General features: G+C 66.9%; 15 protein-coding genes. 2 read left to right on the top strand and 13 right to left on the bottom strand.

Going from position 1 to position 14,796, the window contains the following annotated elements:
* Nucleotides 1–17 precede the first annotated feature (17 nt).
* Nucleotides 18–671 (top strand): amino acid ABC transporter permease, encoded by a 654-nt coding sequence (locus tag E6C76_RS04180; protein ID WP_136347013.1) that lies wholly within the window; start codon nt 18–20, stop codon nt 669–671.
* Nucleotides 652–1,434 (top strand): amino acid ABC transporter ATP-binding protein, encoded by a 783-nt coding sequence (locus tag E6C76_RS04175; protein ID WP_456320484.1) that lies wholly within the window; start codon nt 652–654, stop codon nt 1,432–1,434. The genes E6C76_RS04180 and E6C76_RS04175 overlap by 20 nt, the downstream gene beginning before the upstream one ends.
* Nucleotides 1,435–1,605: 171 nt before the next feature.
* On the opposite strand, the gene E6C76_RS04170 is transcribed toward E6C76_RS04175, so the two are convergent.
* The 13 genes from E6C76_RS04170 to E6C76_RS04115 all read right to left on the bottom strand — a co-directional run.
* On the bottom strand, nt 1,606–2,679 hold the full coding sequence (locus E6C76_RS04170; protein ID WP_136347012.1) for a reverse transcriptase domain-containing protein: 1,074 nt from the start codon (nt 2,677–2,679) through the stop codon (nt 1,606–1,608).
* A 301-nt stretch (nt 2,680–2,980) separates the two neighbouring features.
* Nucleotides 2,981–3,331, bottom strand: coding sequence for a diversity-generating retroelement protein Avd (gene avd / locus E6C76_RS04165; RefSeq protein ID WP_136347011.1), 351 nt, complete (start codon nt 3,329–3,331; stop codon nt 2,981–2,983).
* Nucleotides 3,328–4,392 carry an RNA-directed DNA polymerase gene (locus tag E6C76_RS04160; protein WP_136347010.1) on the bottom strand — a complete coding sequence of 355 codons (1,065 nt, stop codon included), beginning with the start codon at nt 4,390–4,392 and terminating at the stop codon, nt 3,328–3,330. Before E6C76_RS04160 ends, avd (E6C76_RS04165) begins: the two co-directional genes overlap by 4 nt.
* A 292-nt stretch (nt 4,393–4,684) precedes the next feature.
* Nucleotides 4,685–5,056 (bottom strand): diversity-generating retroelement protein Avd, encoded by a 372-nt coding sequence (gene avd, locus E6C76_RS22205; protein WP_269140152.1) that lies wholly within the window; start codon nt 5,054–5,056, stop codon nt 4,685–4,687.
* Entirely contained in the window at nt 5,053–5,646 is a 594-nt protein-coding gene (locus E6C76_RS22200; RefSeq protein ID WP_211090108.1) for a DUF5658 family protein, read from the bottom strand. The genes avd (E6C76_RS22205) and E6C76_RS22200 overlap by 4 nt, the downstream gene beginning before the upstream one ends.
* An 81-nt stretch (nt 5,647–5,727) precedes the next feature.
* The gene (locus tag E6C76_RS04150; RefSeq protein WP_136347009.1) at nt 5,728–6,822 is read right to left on the bottom strand and encodes a hypothetical protein; all 1,095 of its coding nucleotides are present in this window, start codon (nt 6,820–6,822) and stop codon (nt 5,728–5,730) included.
* 42 nt (nt 6,823–6,864) lie between these two features.
* Entirely contained in the window at nt 6,865–7,185 is a 321-nt protein-coding gene (locus E6C76_RS04145; RefSeq protein ID WP_128671146.1) for a hypothetical protein, read from the bottom strand.
* 17 nt (nt 7,186–7,202) lie between these two features.
* Nucleotides 7,203–8,120 carry a hypothetical protein gene (locus E6C76_RS04140; protein ID WP_136347008.1) on the bottom strand — a complete coding sequence of 306 codons (918 nt, stop codon included), beginning with the start codon at nt 8,118–8,120 and terminating at the stop codon, nt 7,203–7,205.
* Between the two features lie 14 nt (nt 8,121–8,134).
* The gene (locus E6C76_RS04135; protein ID WP_105812239.1) at nt 8,135–8,515 is read right to left on the bottom strand and encodes a phage tail protein; all 381 of its coding nucleotides are present in this window, start codon (nt 8,513–8,515) and stop codon (nt 8,135–8,137) included.
* Between the two features lie 226 nt (nt 8,516–8,741).
* Entirely contained in the window at nt 8,742–10,397 is a 1,656-nt protein-coding gene (locus E6C76_RS04130) for a hypothetical protein (RefSeq protein WP_136347007.1), read from the bottom strand.
* 3 nt (nt 10,398–10,400) lie between these two features.
* A complete protein-coding gene (locus E6C76_RS04125) occupies nt 10,401–11,897 on the bottom strand; it encodes a hypothetical protein (protein WP_136347006.1) in 1,497 nt (498 codons plus the stop codon).
* A gap of 1 nt (nt 11,898) precedes the next feature.
* Nucleotides 11,899–12,189: a hypothetical protein gene (locus tag E6C76_RS04120; protein ID WP_136347005.1), complete on the bottom strand. Its 291-nt coding sequence runs from the start codon at nt 12,187–12,189 to the stop codon at nt 11,899–11,901.
* A 106-nt stretch (nt 12,190–12,295) separates the two neighbouring features.
* Nucleotides 12,296–14,796 (bottom strand): VgrG-related protein (locus E6C76_RS04115; RefSeq protein ID WP_456320483.1); only part of this gene is annotated, 2,501 nt, incomplete at its 5' end.

Raw genomic sequence — 14,796 nt, 5'->3', positions numbered from 1 at the left:
TTATCCGAGCCGCCCCCATGGATTACGTGCTTTCCCTCCTCGGCCCGTTGTGGCAGGGCACCACCGTCACGCTCAAGCTGTTCTTCATCACGCTGGCGCTGTCGGTGCCGCTCGGGCTGGTGCTGGCGCTGCTGCGCATCTCGCGCTTGCGCTCGATCAGCACGGCGGTGAACGGCTACATCTGGCTGATGCGCGGCACGCCGCTGATGCTGCAGATGCTGTTCATCTACTTCGCCCTGCCCTTCGTGCCGGTGGTCGGCATCAAGCTGCCGGATTTTCCCGCCGCCGTGGTCGCCTTCGCGCTCAACTACGCGGCCTACTTCGCGGAAATCTTCCGCGCCGGCATCCAGTCGATCAACAAGGGCCAGTACGAGGGCGCCCGGGTGCTCGGCCTCACCTACGCGCAGACCATGCGCCGCATCGTCCTGCCGCAGGTCATCAAGCGCATCCTGCCGCCGATGAGCAACGAGACCATCACCCTGGTCAAGGACACCTCGCTGATCTACGTGCTGGCGCTCAACGACCTGCTGCGCGTGGCGCGCGGCATCGTCCAGCGCGACTTCACCACCACGCCGTTCATCGTCGCCGCGGCCTTCTACCTGATCATGACCCTGGTGCTCACCTGGATCTTCCAGCGCATGGAAAAACGCTATGCCCGCTATGACGACTGATGCCGCGCCGATGATCTCCGCACGCGACCTGCACAAGCGCTTCGGCCACGTCGAAGTGCTCAAGGGCGTCTCGCTGGACATGGGCAAGGGTGACGTGATCGCCGTGATCGGCCCGTCCGGCTCCGGCAAGAGCACCTTCCTGCGCTGCCTGAACCACCTGGAGACCATCGACCGCGGACGCATCGACATCGAGGGCGAAACCCTGGTCGACACCGACGCGCAAGGCCATTGCCGCTACGTCGGCGACGCCGACATCCGCCGCATCTGCCGCAAGATGGGCATGGTGTTCCAGCAGTTCAACCTGTTCCCGCACATGACCGTGCTGCAGAACGTCATCGAGGCGCCGATCACCGTCAAGCGCCTCAGGCGCGAACAGATCCTGCCCACCGCCGAACGCCTGCTCGCCAAGGTCGGCCTGGCCGAGAAGCACGCCAGCTACCCCTCCCAGCTCTCCGGCGGGCAGAAGCAGCGCGTGGCCATCGCCCGCGCGCTGGCGATGGAGCCGGACATCATGCTGTTCGACGAACCCACCTCCGCCCTCGATCCCGAACTCACCGGCGAGGTGCTGCGCACCATGCGCCAGCTCGCCGAGGAGCACATGACCATGCTGGTGGTCACCCACGAGATGAACTTCGCCCGCGAAGTCGCCAACCGGGTGATCTTCATGGACCAGGGCGAACTCATCGAGGACGCCCCGGCCGGAGAATTCTTCGCCAACCCGTGCCACCCGCGCACGCGCGCCTTCCTGCAGAGCATGCTGTAAAATAGTACAGATGCCTAAACGAAACATCGGGAAAACCGGAGATCCAACGGACTGATGAGCGATAGCGCAAACCTCGGCCAGGCAGCACTGGCGCAACACACGCCGATGATGCACGGGTCTATGGCCCTTTAAAATCAACAATTTAAAAAACGAGTTACGCCAAAAGTTACGCTACGGCGTCATGGGAATGCCTGATGCCTTCTCGGCGATGTCGCGCAGGCCGGGCACCAGCACAAGGTCGCCGAGCACGCCCTCGACCGTCCGCTGGGCGTTGCAATGCTTGGCATAGGCCAAGAAGGACATCACCCGCTGGCGGACGTGCTCAAGATCGACCTCCCCGTGGTAGAACTGGCTCGCCAGTTCCCTGAAGTCGGCCCGCGCCCGCTTGATGTTCCTCTTGCGCGGCAGCACATGGGTGGGCCAGATGCGGTAGCCGCAAAAGTCAATGCCGCGCTGCCAGGGATGAACTGCCGTCTTCGGGTTCAGCCACAAGCCCAGCTCGCGCACCGTCTCGCCCAGGGTCTGCATGGCCTGCTGCGCGGCGGCCTTGTTCGGCAGGATGGCGATGAAGTCGTCCATGTACCGGACGTAGTGCCGCAGCCCGAGGTCGTCCTTGGCGATGTGATCGAGCCGGTTCAGCATGACGTTGGCCCCGAGCTGACTGGTCAGCGCGCCCACGGGCAGGCCCACGCCGTTCTCGTGCCCGTAGCCAGCGATGATGCGGCGCCACAGCCAGAGCACGTCCGGGTCGAAAATGACCCGCTCCACCTCGCGCATGAGCACGTCGTGGCGGATGCTGGCGAAATACTTGCTGATGTCCGCCTTCAGCACGTAGAGGTCGTCGCCGTGGTTGCGCTTGGCGACGCGCAGGAAGTGCTGCACGCGCGCCACGGCGGCCTGGGTTCCCTTACCCTCGCGGCAGGCGAACGAATCGGAAATGAACCGCCGCTCGAAGTGCGGGCCGACAACGGCCACCAGGGCGTGATGTACCACGCGATCAGCGAACGGCGGCGCCTGGATGGCGCGCAGCTTCGGCTCGCGCACGATGAACTCGCGCTGCGGGCCGGGCGTCCAGGTTTTCTCGATCATGGCCGCCTGGAGCGCGAAAAGGTTGTCTTCCAGGCTTTCGGAGAAGCGCAGCACGTCGGGTCGATACCGCTTGCTGCGGCGCGCCTCAAGATAGGCGCGGTAGATGTTGTCGAATTGGGTGATGCTCGGCCATAGGCCGCTGATGGTCTTCGGCATGGGGTTCCTGTTGGGGGTGGTCGGGCGCCACCACGTTCGCCGGCGTGCCGGGTACTTGCCGTGGCGCCCTGTTCATCTTCGACAGCATGGTCAGGACACAGGCCCCAAAGGAAATGCACTGGACGGTGGCCGCTTGAACCGCCCGCCTTCTGGCAATGTCGTTTGCGAGGCGGCCACCGATGTTGGAGTTCGAGAACTCCGCGTCGTTGTTGACGTTGAGATGGAAGGCGCCGGCGTTCTGGCCGTTGCCCCAATTGCCGCCGGAGTAAGCCTCTGCCCCATCGCTTGGGAGAGCGGCGCGCTACATGGCCTTGCCTCCCTCGTTCTTAATCCAGGCCCCTACCATGCGGCCTATCTCGTTCGTGTGCCGCATCCAGACTTCCAGCCGGTGCGTGTTGATGTAGCCCAGCCGGTGGGCCTTGCGGATGAGGCCCCGAAACACCTCGATTTCCACGTCCAGGTCGAACAGCGCGGCGGACTTCTGCCTGCGCTTCCACGCCACCACGACCTGGCGAATCACCCTGTTCATGGTGCCGCGCATCTCGGCGCACAGCAGATGCCGTTCGAGCTTGGGGAACTGGTGCAGCACCGTGTGGGTGTAGGCGTCCAATTCCTCCAATTTCGTCATCAGCGCCAGGTGGGCGTCGCTCATTGGGGCCGGCCCTCCCCGCGCGTGAAGGGGGTGCTGGCCAGCAGCTTGCGGCGCAGGCCGTAGGTTTCCGCATGGCTCGCGTGCGCTATCCACGACATGACCGATTCCCTGATCTTCGAGAGGTCGATCTTGCCGGCCGCGTACTGCCTGCGCAGGCGCTTGAGCGTGCGGGTGATGCGCGAAATCGAGCTTCTCCTGATGCGCCGGTGCGTCGTCCATATCCTGTAGCCCAGGAAATCCACGGCGCGGCCGAACCGCTCGCCGACGGGGAACACCTGGGTCTTGGCGTTCGTCTTGAGCCGCAGGCGCTCCCACAGGAACCGCTCGATCTGGGCGCGGATGCGGTGCAGGTGAGCCTTGTCGTGATGCACGATCAGGAAGTCATCCATGTAGCGCAGGTAGTTCTTCTCCCGCAGCACATGCTTCACGAACTCGTCCAGCTCGTTCAAATACACGTTGGCGAACAGTTGCGAGGTCAGGTTGCCGATGGGCAGGCCGACGGGGTGCGGGTCGCCTGGCGTGGCCGTCGAGTCGATGATGCCGTCGATCAGCTTCAGCGTGCGGCGGCACCGGATGCGCCGGCGCACCAGCGACTTCATCACGCCGTGGTCGATGCTGTAGAAGAACTTGGAGATGTCGGCCTTGAGCACATACACATGGCCGTGCTCGCGCTTCACCTTGCGAAGCATGGCCTCGGCGCGGTCGGCGCCCTTGTGGGTGCCCTTGCCCGGCCGGCAGGCATAGCTGTCGAAAATGAATCGACGCTCCCAAAGCGGTTCGATCACCGACACCAGCGAGTGCTGGAGCACGCGGTCGCGGAACGGCAGCGCGGCGACGAGGCGTTCCTTCGGCTCGCTGACAGTGAACTGGCGGTAGTGCCCCGTCTGGTACATGCCCCAGATAAGCTCGTTCTGGAGCTGAATCAGGTTGCCTTCCAGGTCTTGCTCGAACTTCTGGACTTCGCGCCTATCTCGCTTGCCACGCCGGGCGAGCATGTAGGCCGCGTGAAGGGACTCGAAACTGTAAATGTCCGGGTAGAGATTGTTGTACGTCTTCGCCATATAAACCCAAGACCCCGAAGGGCGGCGGCTGCGAACGGTCGCCCAATCGGGCTACTGGTTCGGGCCGCCTGTTCAATCTTCCGGCTTCAGGTTTCCCGTGGCCGGGGGATGCGCGTCCTTTTGAGGGTGTGCTGCCGTCAGGCCCGTGGGCCTGCCGTTCCTGACTTTCCCCAAGAGCGGGGCGGGAGCCGATGTTCGTGTTCGTGTTCGACCGAGCGTTGTTCAGGTTCAGCGCGAACACGCCCGAGATGGCGGCGTTGTTCCAGTTGCCGCCACGGATCGCCAGCCGTTTTCAACGCGCACCCCCATTGCCGTCTCCGGCAAATGCTTTGACCCAACCGCCTACCATCCGGCCGATTTCGTCGTTCAAGCGCGACCAGTGCTCATACTTCTTGAAGTCGAGGTAGCCCATGTTCTTCGCCATCCGCACCTGCGAGCGCAGCAGGTCGAGTTCGGCGTCCAAGTCCTGAAGCGTGGTCTTCTTGTGGTATCGCTTGTTGCACACCACGATCAACCGAAGCACCGCCCACATCGTGGCGCGAATCTCCGCGCCGAGGACGTGCCGCTCCATCTTGGGAAACTGCCTGACGGCCGTGTGGCCGTACTCGATCATTGCCTCGCATTTCTGCCGAATCAGTAGGTCGCTCTGGACTGGCCGCGTCACGCCTGCGCGGCCACCAGCCGCCAGTTGTTGCAGACGACCAAGCCATAGAAGCCGCACAGGCCCGCTGTGACGTGGGGCGTATAGACCCAATCCGGCGCCTGCACGCCCAGGCCGACGTAGAACGCCGCGAGAGCAACGACCTTCACGACCACCAGCGCCGGCACCACGCCAATCCAGCTCATGGCCTTCGCCATGACGGGGTTCAGCTCGCGGCCGCCGGCATCCAGCACGCGCACCGTGAGCACCGCGTCGGCGACGTTCAGCAGCACCAGGGCCGAGAACAGCACTACGAAGGGCACGCTCACGCCGAGGTGCCAGCCGAGGGCCACCAGCAGCGTCGCCGCGACGGGAAACGCCAGGTCGAGCTGGCTGTCGAGGCTCCACTTCCAGAGCTGGAACCCGGCCAGCGGGTTGAGCGTGCCGACGGTGCCGCCGGCGACGGCCAGCTTGCGCTCGAACTGCGCGTGCTCGCGGCCGAGGAAGAAGAAGACGCCAGCGGCGGCGCCAATCCACCAGTTGCCGGTGAGCACGCCCACCGCGATTTGCAGGAGCACGGCGTAGATGGCGTGCTCGAAGTTCGTTTCGTTCATCTTGGATTCCCTGAGCGGTTTTCTTGGAGAGGCCCGAGGGGTGGGCTATCGCCCACCCCATCAGATGACACGCCCCAGATTTCAGAGCACAAAAGCGGGGCGGGAGCCGATGCTCGTGTCCGCGCTCGACCGAGCGCTGGCCAGGTGCAGCGCGAACACGCCCGAGATGGCGGCGCGGCCCCAGTTGCCGCCACGGATCGCCAGCCGTTCGCCTTCCACGTTCAGGTAGAAGCCATCGCCGCCCAGGCCCGTGTTCGCCACCGGGTACAGGCCGTACTTCTTCAGCACGGTCAGCGCGGCGGCCGACACCGGCGTCGCGCCGGGGTTGGTCATACCCTCGAAGGACTGGCCCGAGGCGCGAACCAGCGTGTAGTTCGCGGTGCCCGACGTGTTGTAGCGGACGGACTTCGGCGTGGTCGGCACGTAGTCGCCGCCGGCGATGGTGCCGGTGAAGGTCGGGTTGATGAGCAGGCCGGTATCGCCGTCGATGGCCTTCCAGGCCGAGGACGTGGCGCCCAGGTCGGTGGCATTCAGCGCCGCGTCATTGTTGGCGATGACCTGGATTTCACCGGCCACCACGCGCAGGCCCGGCGACCATTCCCAGATGTTGCCGCACAGGTCAGCGATTCCGCCCACGCTGTTGTCGTGGCGCCAGCTCACCGGGCCGGAGCCGGTCAGCGTGCGGCCGCCGGTCGAGGTATCGCCGGGGGTGCCGCCATCGACGCGCCGGCCGGTTTCCCAGGTGGCATCGCTGGAGCGGCCGTAGTTGCTGTTGCCGCGCGGCATGTAGCCGTTCTTCCAGCACCACAGCGCCAGCGCCGTGAACTCGATGCTGCTGATGGCGTGCCAGCCGGGGCCGTTGGCGCGCGCCAGGTTGGCGAAGTAGTCGAAGTTCTGCGACACGGTGGGATCGACGCCCGGCAAGCTCAGGAACTCGCCGTTCTTGTTGATGCCCTGGTAGGTGCCGATGAACAGCTCGGACTTCTCGACGCCGCCGACGATGAACGCCGGATGCACACCGGAACCCAGGCCCGCGTCGATGTCTTCCAGGTTGAACTTGGGGATGACGTTCATGTACGAGGGCTGGCCGCTGGCGGTGTAAAGCACCGTGACTTTGCCGCCGGTGGCGGCCTCGACGGACGCGCGCAGGTCGTCCTTGACGAAGATGGAAGGCATGTAGGTTTCTCCTGATGAATCGGTCGGGGTGGTGCCGCGCGCTTAGGCCGTGGGCCAGAGCGTGACGACGACGGCGTTCGGGTCGAGCGGCAGCGGCTCGCGCAGCTCGGTCGGCTGTTCGTCCTCGCCTTCGGCGGGGACAGTGACCGTCTCGTAGCGGCGTGCCGGAATCTCGATTTGCGCCAGGTAGGCGCCGTTGCCGCCTTCGCTGGGGCCGCCGATGTTCTGGCGGACTTCGACCGAGACGGCGATGTCCTGCTGGCGCTCGGCGCAGTCGATGGCGACGCCGGCGACGGTGACATTGGCGCCCGACACCGAGAAGTCGGCGACGGGCTGGCCGTCCTGCTTGAGGATGATTTGCATGGTGGATTGCTCCTTTCCTAGTTGTTGAGCTTGCTGGCGCGCCAGCGCAGAACCACGTTGTCGGCCGCGCTCGCCAAACGGACGGTGAATCCATTGGTGGCGCGACTGGCAACGACGATGTGCCGGCTGTCGCAGGGCGCGCCGTCGGCGGAAACCACGTCGAAGGACAGGCCGTAGTCGTTGGCACCCAGCGTTTGCAGGACGGGCGACGCGCCGGCCGGGTTGTCGAACAGTTGCGGGAACTGCGCTTCGACGCGGCGAACGTCCGTCATCGCCACGCCGGTCAGGTTCGGGTCGGTGGCATCGGTCGAGTTCGCCGGGATGGTCAGGTTGTAGATGGTGATGGCGCCGTCGGGAACGGTCGTGCCGATGGGCGTCACCGCCAGGCGCCACAGGCCGTTCGCATCTTGGAACAGGTAGGCATACACCACCACGGAGCTGGAGCCGATGTTGCTGGGCACGGAGGCAGCATTGGTGCCATCGGACACGGGATAGGCCCGGCCGTTGGCGAAGCACACGCCGGTGACGATGTTCAGGTTGCGCGCCGCCGTGGTCGATTTCGACACCGAGCAGCCCTTGACGACACCCCGGTTCTTGATCGTGACGACGCCCTCCTGCTGGGCCTGTTCGCGCAACGCGCGCACGCCGTAGTTCGCCAGCGCGGCCTGGTCGAGCGCGAACTTCAGCGCGGCGGCCGTGGCGTTCTGCATGTCCACCGAGGTCGCGCCGATGTTCGAGTCCATCTCGGTCAGGCGGGCGGCCAGGTTGGCCTTGCCGCCACGGGCGTTGTTCAGCTCGGTTTCGCGGGCCGCCACGCGCGTTTCGTGATCGGCGAAGTTCTCGTCGATTTCCTGGTAGCGGGTGTTCCACAGCGACGGGACGGCATCCGGCTCGTTGTTGGGAATCGGGGAAATGTTGGGATGGGGCAGTGCCATTGTGGAAACTCCTTTCAGAAGCGCAGCTTGATGCTGATTTCGTAACGCTCGTCGTTCTCCTTGAACTTCGGAGCAAACGTCTTCAGGCCGACAAGCTGCCCGTTGGCGTCGATGAGGGCCGCCTCGGAGATTCCGGCGCCGACAACCTCATTGGCCTCGACCGCGCCCTTGCCAGTCACCGAATACAGGTCTTCCTGCGTGATCGCCGCGAGGGGCTTGCGCAGGATTTCGTGGTTGAGCGCGGTCGCGCTGGCGGACGGGGCTTTCGGCGTCAGGTCGGCGTTGTGCCCACCATCGCCGAAGGCCATGTAGGCGACAGGCGCGAGCTGCGCGCCGCCGGCCATGCGGGCCGCGATGCGCTGGCGGTAAGTGTTGACGACGACGGCTTCAGCCATGTCAGCCCTCCTATGAACGTGATGCCGGCCATTCTGGTTGCCAGGAACACCCCGGCTTGGCGGCTTTTTCCGAATCCAGACGGCCCACAACGGCCCGCCGGGCGGAGACGGTCAGCCCTGGGTGATGGCGGCCCGGCAGGACGGCGCGACGTGCCAGCGCCGGTAGGTGCCGCCCGCCACCGAGAAATCGCCCTTGGTCGAGTCGCGCAGGTTCCCGGTTTCCTCGTCATTCCAGGCCGTCAGGCAGTACAGAGGCGTCCAGGTCGGCCAGCGGCTCCGGCTCGTAGCCCGGCCCACCCGGCACCTTGAACACCTCCAGCTTGAACTCCGGCGCGGCCGGGCCGCCGATGCGCCAGGCGCCATCGAGGCGCAGGCGGCGCACGTCGCCCGAGGCGTATTCCACGTCGCCAGGGATGTCTGCCGCGATGGCGAAGTGCCCGATGCGCGGGTACTGGGTCATCTGCATGGCGCGCAGGCGCCGGCCGTCCAGGGGGAAGCGCCCAATGCGGTTCTCCGCGCCCAGGAACCACGTACCGTTGAGCTTGCGCGAGGTGCCCTTGAGCTTCGTGGCGGCGGGCCGCGCCAGGCGCTCGGGGATGGCCCAGGCATTCGCCGTCGAAGTCATACCCAGGGAGCCGTCGGCCAGGAAAGCCTCGTCGCGCTCGATGGCGAAACCGAAGGGCCGGCGCACGGACTTCTCGCCCACGCGCCAGCGGCCGTCCAGGCGGCGCCACGGCGCCAGGCGGGCCGTGCTGCCCAGGCGCGCCGGCGTGGCCGGGTACTTGATCTGGTGCTTGTCGTGGAACGTCGTCACCAGGCTGGCCGGCGCCGCCATCTCGATGCGCTTCTGCATGGCCGCACGGCTGCCGACGTACAGCGAGCGGCCGCCAAGCCGCCAGGTGCCGTCCAGCCGCCGGTCGGCCTCGCCCACCTTTGGCAGCCGATAGATGATCGCGCTGGCCTTGCTCTCCAGCAGGGCCGAACTCTGGATGCGGCAGCCCTTCAGGTGCCACACGGACTTGCCGCCGCGCGCCTCGCCCAGGCGGAACGACCCGAAGGGCTGCGGCAGCTTGACCAGCACGCCATCCTTGCCCAGCTTCCAGCGCACATCGGTGGAATCGCCGATCACGCGCCCGCACCAGGGGTAGCGCATCCGCGAGTTCTTCTGCATCAGCAGCTTGGACGATGCCAGGATTTCGACGTACAGGACGAAGTTCAGCCAGAAGCGGAACACCGGCAGCAGGCGCGCGGGAATCACCGAGCGGATGATGTGCATGAGGCTCGCTATCGAGCGCACATTCACACTGAAGTCCAGCACGATTTCGACCCGGCTGGTCAGGTACATCTGGTCGGTGTCGATGGGCCGGTCGGCGCGGCTCTCGTCGGCGTTCAGGATGCGCCGGCCGATGCCCCAGGTGCCGTCCAACTTCAGGCCGGGTTCGCCGATCTGGTGCAGCCACCACGAAAAGCGCGGCGTCGAGGGATAAAGGCCGGTCGGGTACGGCAGCGCCTTGTCGTGCCAGAGCTGATCGACCTGGCACAGGTTCGGGAACAGCATCTGGAGGTAGGTGCGCAGGAAGTGCAGCCCGCGCCCCTGCACGTCGCCCGACTTCCAGGCCCGGTACAGGTAGCGGGTGGCGGCTTCCTCGCGGTCGCCCTGCATCAGCACCAGGCCGTCGGCATTGACCGCCTTGCGCACCAAGTCAAAGCTGCCCAGGTGCGCCGCGCCCAGCACATTCACGTCGAAGGTGTCGGCGGCCAGGGTCGAGTCGAACAGGTCGAGAAACAACTGCTTCAGGTCGGCCTCGACCTCGTTTTCGGTGTAGCTGTTCTCCAGCGGCAGCAGGCGCGGGAGCTGGGCGTTCGAGAAATCCAGGGGCATGGCTTACCCGCCCCAGGAAGGCGTGACGATATTCACCGTCTCCACGGTGACGCTCAGGGTGTCGGTGTCCAGATAGCGCCACATCTCGGGCCGGGCCAGCAGCGAGGCCGGCTCCACGATGCCCACGGTCAGGTCGGCCTCGCCGTCGGACAAGGCTGGCACCTTCTGGCGCAGCAGCGCATAGACGCGCTGGTACAGCGGGCGCTGGCGGCCGCGCCGCGATGCCGCCGAGGACGGGCCGAACTCGGCCATCAGCGCCTCGATGATCTTCTGCTTCACGTCGGACGCCACGTAGGAGGTGGAAACCCGCGCGCTGATGGTCATGCGGATTTTCGAGCGCACGGGCGAGAAGAAGCGGACGCGGTAGCTGTCGTCGGCGGCCAGGATTGCCGCCTTGATGGACTGCTGCGTCCCGGTCAGGTCGGCGTCGGCGATCACCACCGGCGGCACCGGCACGTCCGGGTCGTCCTCGATCAGCACGTCCTCGCCGCCCTCGCTGGAGAGGCAGGCCACGAAGATCGCGTTGATGTTGTCGAAGGCCGGGCCGCGCGCCTGTTCCTCGGCCGACTCGTTCCAGACGGACAGGAATTGCAGGGTCGGGAAGTTGCGCCGCACCAGGAAGTCGAACTCGCCCAGGAACACGGCGTTGTTGTCGTACACCGACGGGTAGCGCGCCAGGTCGCGCAGCACCGACATGGGCATGGGGTTCTGGCCGGCGATCAGCAGCGCGTCCATGCGCAGCTCGATGGCGGACTCGGCCGGCGAACCCAGGTACTCGAACGAGAACGGGCTGTCGTAGGCCGGGCTGACCTCGCCCGAGGTGTAGAACACCGTCAGGGTGATTTCCGCGCCGTCCTTGGGCTGCACGCCCACCACGCCGTCGAAGCCGAACCGGATGTAGGTTCGCTGGCGGTCGTCCGCCTCGACGTGGAACACGCGCTCATCGGGCGCCGTGTTCACGTAGCGGTCGCGGTACTCGAAGGCGCCATCCACGTCGCTGACGGCGATGGCGCACAGGTAGGAGTCGTCCTCGGGCGCCGGAACCTCGATGGCGTAGAACGGCTCGGTGCCGCTCACGGTATGCGTGATGGTGCTGGAGCGCACCTGGCTGGCCTCGAACGTGGCCTCGCCGCCGGCGGGCACGGCAGCCGGCGTCTCGACGCGCCACAGCAGGCCCGACGAATCCAGCAGCGTGCGGCCGGACTCCACCGTGAAGGCGCTGGAGCTGGTGTTGATGGCCCGCACGCGCACACGCGCGGACTTGCCCTTGCGCACGATGCCGCGCATGGCGGCATCCGCCAGCACGGTCGCGTCGCGGGTCTTCTCGAACGGCTCCGCGTGAGCCGCATCCACCTGCGCCGAGAACATCGCCAGCATGGTTGCCATCGCGTCCAGGTGCTGCATGATGCGCGGGTCGCCCGCCTGGTACAGAGGGGCGATGGTCGGGTAGGAAGCAATCGAATCGCGGATGGCCCGCTGGTAATCGGCCTTGGTCAGCACGTCATCCCCCCGTCACTTCGATGGTCTGGCCGGCGACTTCCACGATCAGGTCAAGGCGGTCAGGCAGCGAGGGAACGCCGTAGAGGTTCAGCGAGCCGGTCGGCAGGGCCTGAAGCACAGGCACGTCGCCGCGCATCTTGCGCAGGAACGAATCGGGCGCACCGTCGGCGTGCGGGCGCTGGAGCAAGGATTTCGTGTCCTGCCCATAGTCCGAGCCGAGGTAGCCCCCCACCGGCGTATTGAGCCAGTGGCGCACCATGCCTTGAATGTCGTTTCCAGTGATCGTCGCCATGCCAGAAATCATGACGCTCAAGGAACGACAGGCAACGGCCCGTTTTCCGATGGTTTCGGGAACCTTCGTGCGGCCTTTTCGGAAACCTTCAGGGCCGGCACGCCCGCTACGCGCCCCCCAAGCCTCCCGTGGCAATGTGCGCGATACCCCGCTCGCGCAGGTCTTGGCCCACCTCGGACGGCTGCGCCACGACGGCAACGGGCTTGCGCGCATCGGCCCCGGCCATCGGCACGGCCACGGGCGGCGCGTCGGCGATGGGGGGCACCACGGGCGCCGCCGGCACGGTCGGTACGCTCACGGCGGCCACCACGGGCGCGGCCGGCGCCACGATGCCAACCGGGGCGGCCGGCGCGGAAACCTGGGCCAGCGCCGGCGCGGCGGGCGCGGTGACACCCTCCGGCGCGGCAGCAGCGCGCGGCGGTGCCGGCTGCTGGGCACTGGCCGGGTTCTGCGGCGTGGCCTGGACCACAGCCTGCACGCTCGGCGAACCCTCCGGAGCGCCGGGCTGCGCGGGTGCGCCGCCGACAACCGGCGCGGTCTGCTCGCCAGCCAGAGCAAGCAGGCGCTCCTTCTCGGCCACGGCGCGCTTGGCCGTGCCGGCGCGGACTGCTGCCGACGAGCTGGCAAAGAGCTTGTCGTTGTTGGCGATCTTGTAGTCTTGAACCGCCGCCACAATGTCCTGGTCGCTCATCGTGGCAACGTCACGTCCGGCCAGAGCCTTCTGGAACATACCGATGGCGCCGGTTCCCCGCTTCGCGTTCCCTGCCCCGAACTGCACGGACGACGACCAGATGGCATCCTGCACGGCGGCGCCGCGCTGCGACAGGTCAATGCCAGCATCCTTCAGGCCCGACATGGCCGGGTCGTAGTGCGACGCCTGGATGAACGAGTGCTGCGCGTCACCGAACGACGGGTCGCTGTTCGCCAGCGCCTTCCATTTCGCATCGAACTCCGGCGTGCCCGGCTTGAGTCCGGCGAACTGCTCGCCGTACTTGCTCGACGAGAGGAACTTCTGGAGCGTGCCGGCCGCCGAGGAAAGCTGATAGGTGCCATAGGAGGCACCACCAAAGTCCCCCTTGCCGCTGGAAACCGTGCCAGCTCCACCCTTGCCGGACTCGAACACCTTGCTCGTTTGGCCCAGCACCCAGTTTCCGGCCGCCTTCGCACCTTCCCATGCCTTGACCGCGCCGCGCCCGACGGTCGTGTTCTCGGCCGCCCAGCTCGCGCCGCGCCCGACAGCATCGGCAGCCTGCGCGCCAAGCTCTACGGCCTTGTCCTTGATTTCTATTGCCTTATCGACGACGACCCGGCCGGCCCCGACTACGGCATCACCTGCGGTAGTCGCTGCGTCGCTCACGTAAGACCACGCCTGCGAAGCGCCGCCCTTGATGTCGATGCCCGTCTTGTCCTTGATGAAGTCGTTGGCACTGTCAGCCTGCACGCCAGCCCATTCCGCCACCTGGTTGCCGGCGTCCTTCACCGACTGCCAGCCAGCCTCCAGCTTTGCGAGCGCGCCATCCCAAGCCGACTTCAGGGAATCCGTCATGTCCGCCCAGCCGGATTTCACCGATTCCCAGACACCCAGGGCCGCACCCTTGACTTCCTGCCATCCGTCTTTGACGAAGGCCACAGCGGTATCCCAAGCCGCCGCGATCTTTCCGGGGATGTCGGCGTCGCGCAGGTCGGACACCCAGCCTCCCACAGTCGTCCCGATGATCTGGCCGGCCTGGTCGCCGAAGAACAGGCCCGCCGCGCCGCCGATGGCGCCACCAATGGCCGCGCCCACCGGGCCGGCGAAGGCCCCCACCATCGCGCCGAGCTTCGCGCCGGCGAACATGCCGCCCATCGTCCCGGCTAGGCCGCCCACCGCCTTCCCGGTGCGCTGGTCTTTCTCGCGCCGGGTCAGGGTGTCGTCCGTCTCCGAGTCGTAGATGTCGGTAGCCGCCCCGATGCCGCCCAGCAGCGCGCCGATGATCGGAATGCGGCGCAGCGCGCCACGGCCCAGGCCCAGCAGGCCGCGCCCAGCGCCGGCGGCCATCCGGCCAGCCCCGGCCAGCAACCCACCGCCGCGCGCGAGCAGCCCGCCAGCGCCGGCAGCCAGCGCACCGACGCCCGGAATCCGCTTCAGCAGGCCACCCAGCATTCCAAGCAGCCCGCCGAACAGGCCGCCACCGCCGCCGGCCTCGGCAACGGGCTTTTCCTCGATGGCCTTCAACCGCTTGGCGGCTACCTTGTTGAACAGGCCCTCGTCCTTCCTGAAGCCGGTCAGCGAGCCGTAGATGCGGCGCAGCCAGCCTTCCTGCTTCTTCTGGCTGTCGCCGCCGGTCAGCAGCTCGTAGCCCCGCGCCATCGGCTGGGCCACCTCGTTGAACGCCTTGACCGTCGGGTCGGCTTCCTCCAGGCCGGCGCCCGACTCCTTGAACGCGCCCACGATGCGGTCGCCCAGGGAGCGCAGCGCACTTTCGTCCTGGCCGTCGCGGTCGCCATCGGCCGGGCCGCCGGCTTCAGCACCGCGCCCGCCGCCGGCGGCAGGCCGGGCAGCAGCAGCGCCGCGCACGAACCGGCCCCGGCTGTCGCGGCCCATCGGCTGCGCCGGCGCGCGCGTGA

Source organism: Pseudothauera nasutitermitis (assembly GCF_004801295.1).
In the GTDB taxonomy this organism is placed as follows: domain Bacteria; phylum Pseudomonadota; class Gammaproteobacteria; order Burkholderiales; family Rhodocyclaceae; genus Pseudothauera; species Pseudothauera nasutitermitis.
Note: the sequence above shows the minus strand (reverse complement) of the source record. Positions and strands in the feature narration are given on the sequence as shown.

Coding starts and splice junctions, on each gene's coding strand:
- E6C76_RS04180 (WP_136347013.1), top strand. CDS start 18: ATGGATTACGTGCTTTCCCTCCTCGGCCCGTTGTGGCAGGGCACCACC.
- E6C76_RS04175 (WP_456320484.1), top strand. CDS start 652: ATGCCCGCTATGACGACTGATGCCGCGCCGATGATCTCCGCACGCGAC.
- E6C76_RS04170 (WP_136347012.1), bottom strand. CDS start 2,679: ATGCCGAAGACCATCAGCGGCCTATGGCCGAGCATCACCCAATTCGAC.
- avd (WP_136347011.1), bottom strand. CDS start 3,331: ATGAGCGACGCCCACCTGGCGCTGATGACGAAATTGGAGGAATTGGAC.
- E6C76_RS04160 (WP_136347010.1), bottom strand. CDS start 4,392: ATGGCGAAGACGTACAACAATCTCTACCCGGACATTTACAGTTTCGAG.
- E6C76_RS22200 (WP_211090108.1), bottom strand. CDS start 5,646: ATGAACGAAACGAACTTCGAGCACGCCATCTACGCCGTGCTCCTGCAA.
- E6C76_RS04150 (WP_136347009.1), bottom strand. CDS start 6,822: ATGCCTTCCATCTTCGTCAAGGACGACCTGCGCGCGTCCGTCGAGGCC.
- E6C76_RS04145 (WP_128671146.1), bottom strand. CDS start 7,185: ATGCAAATCATCCTCAAGCAGGACGGCCAGCCCGTCGCCGACTTCTCG.
- E6C76_RS04140 (WP_136347008.1), bottom strand. CDS start 8,120: ATGGCACTGCCCCATCCCAACATTTCCCCGATTCCCAACAACGAGCCG.
- E6C76_RS04135 (WP_105812239.1), bottom strand. CDS start 8,515: ATGGCTGAAGCCGTCGTCGTCAACACTTACCGCCAGCGCATCGCGGCC.
- E6C76_RS04130 (WP_136347007.1), bottom strand. CDS start 10,397: ATGCCCCTGGATTTCTCGAACGCCCAGCTCCCGCGCCTGCTGCCGCTG.
- E6C76_RS04120 (WP_136347005.1), bottom strand. CDS start 12,189: ATGGCGACGATCACTGGAAACGACATTCAAGGCATGGTGCGCCACTGG.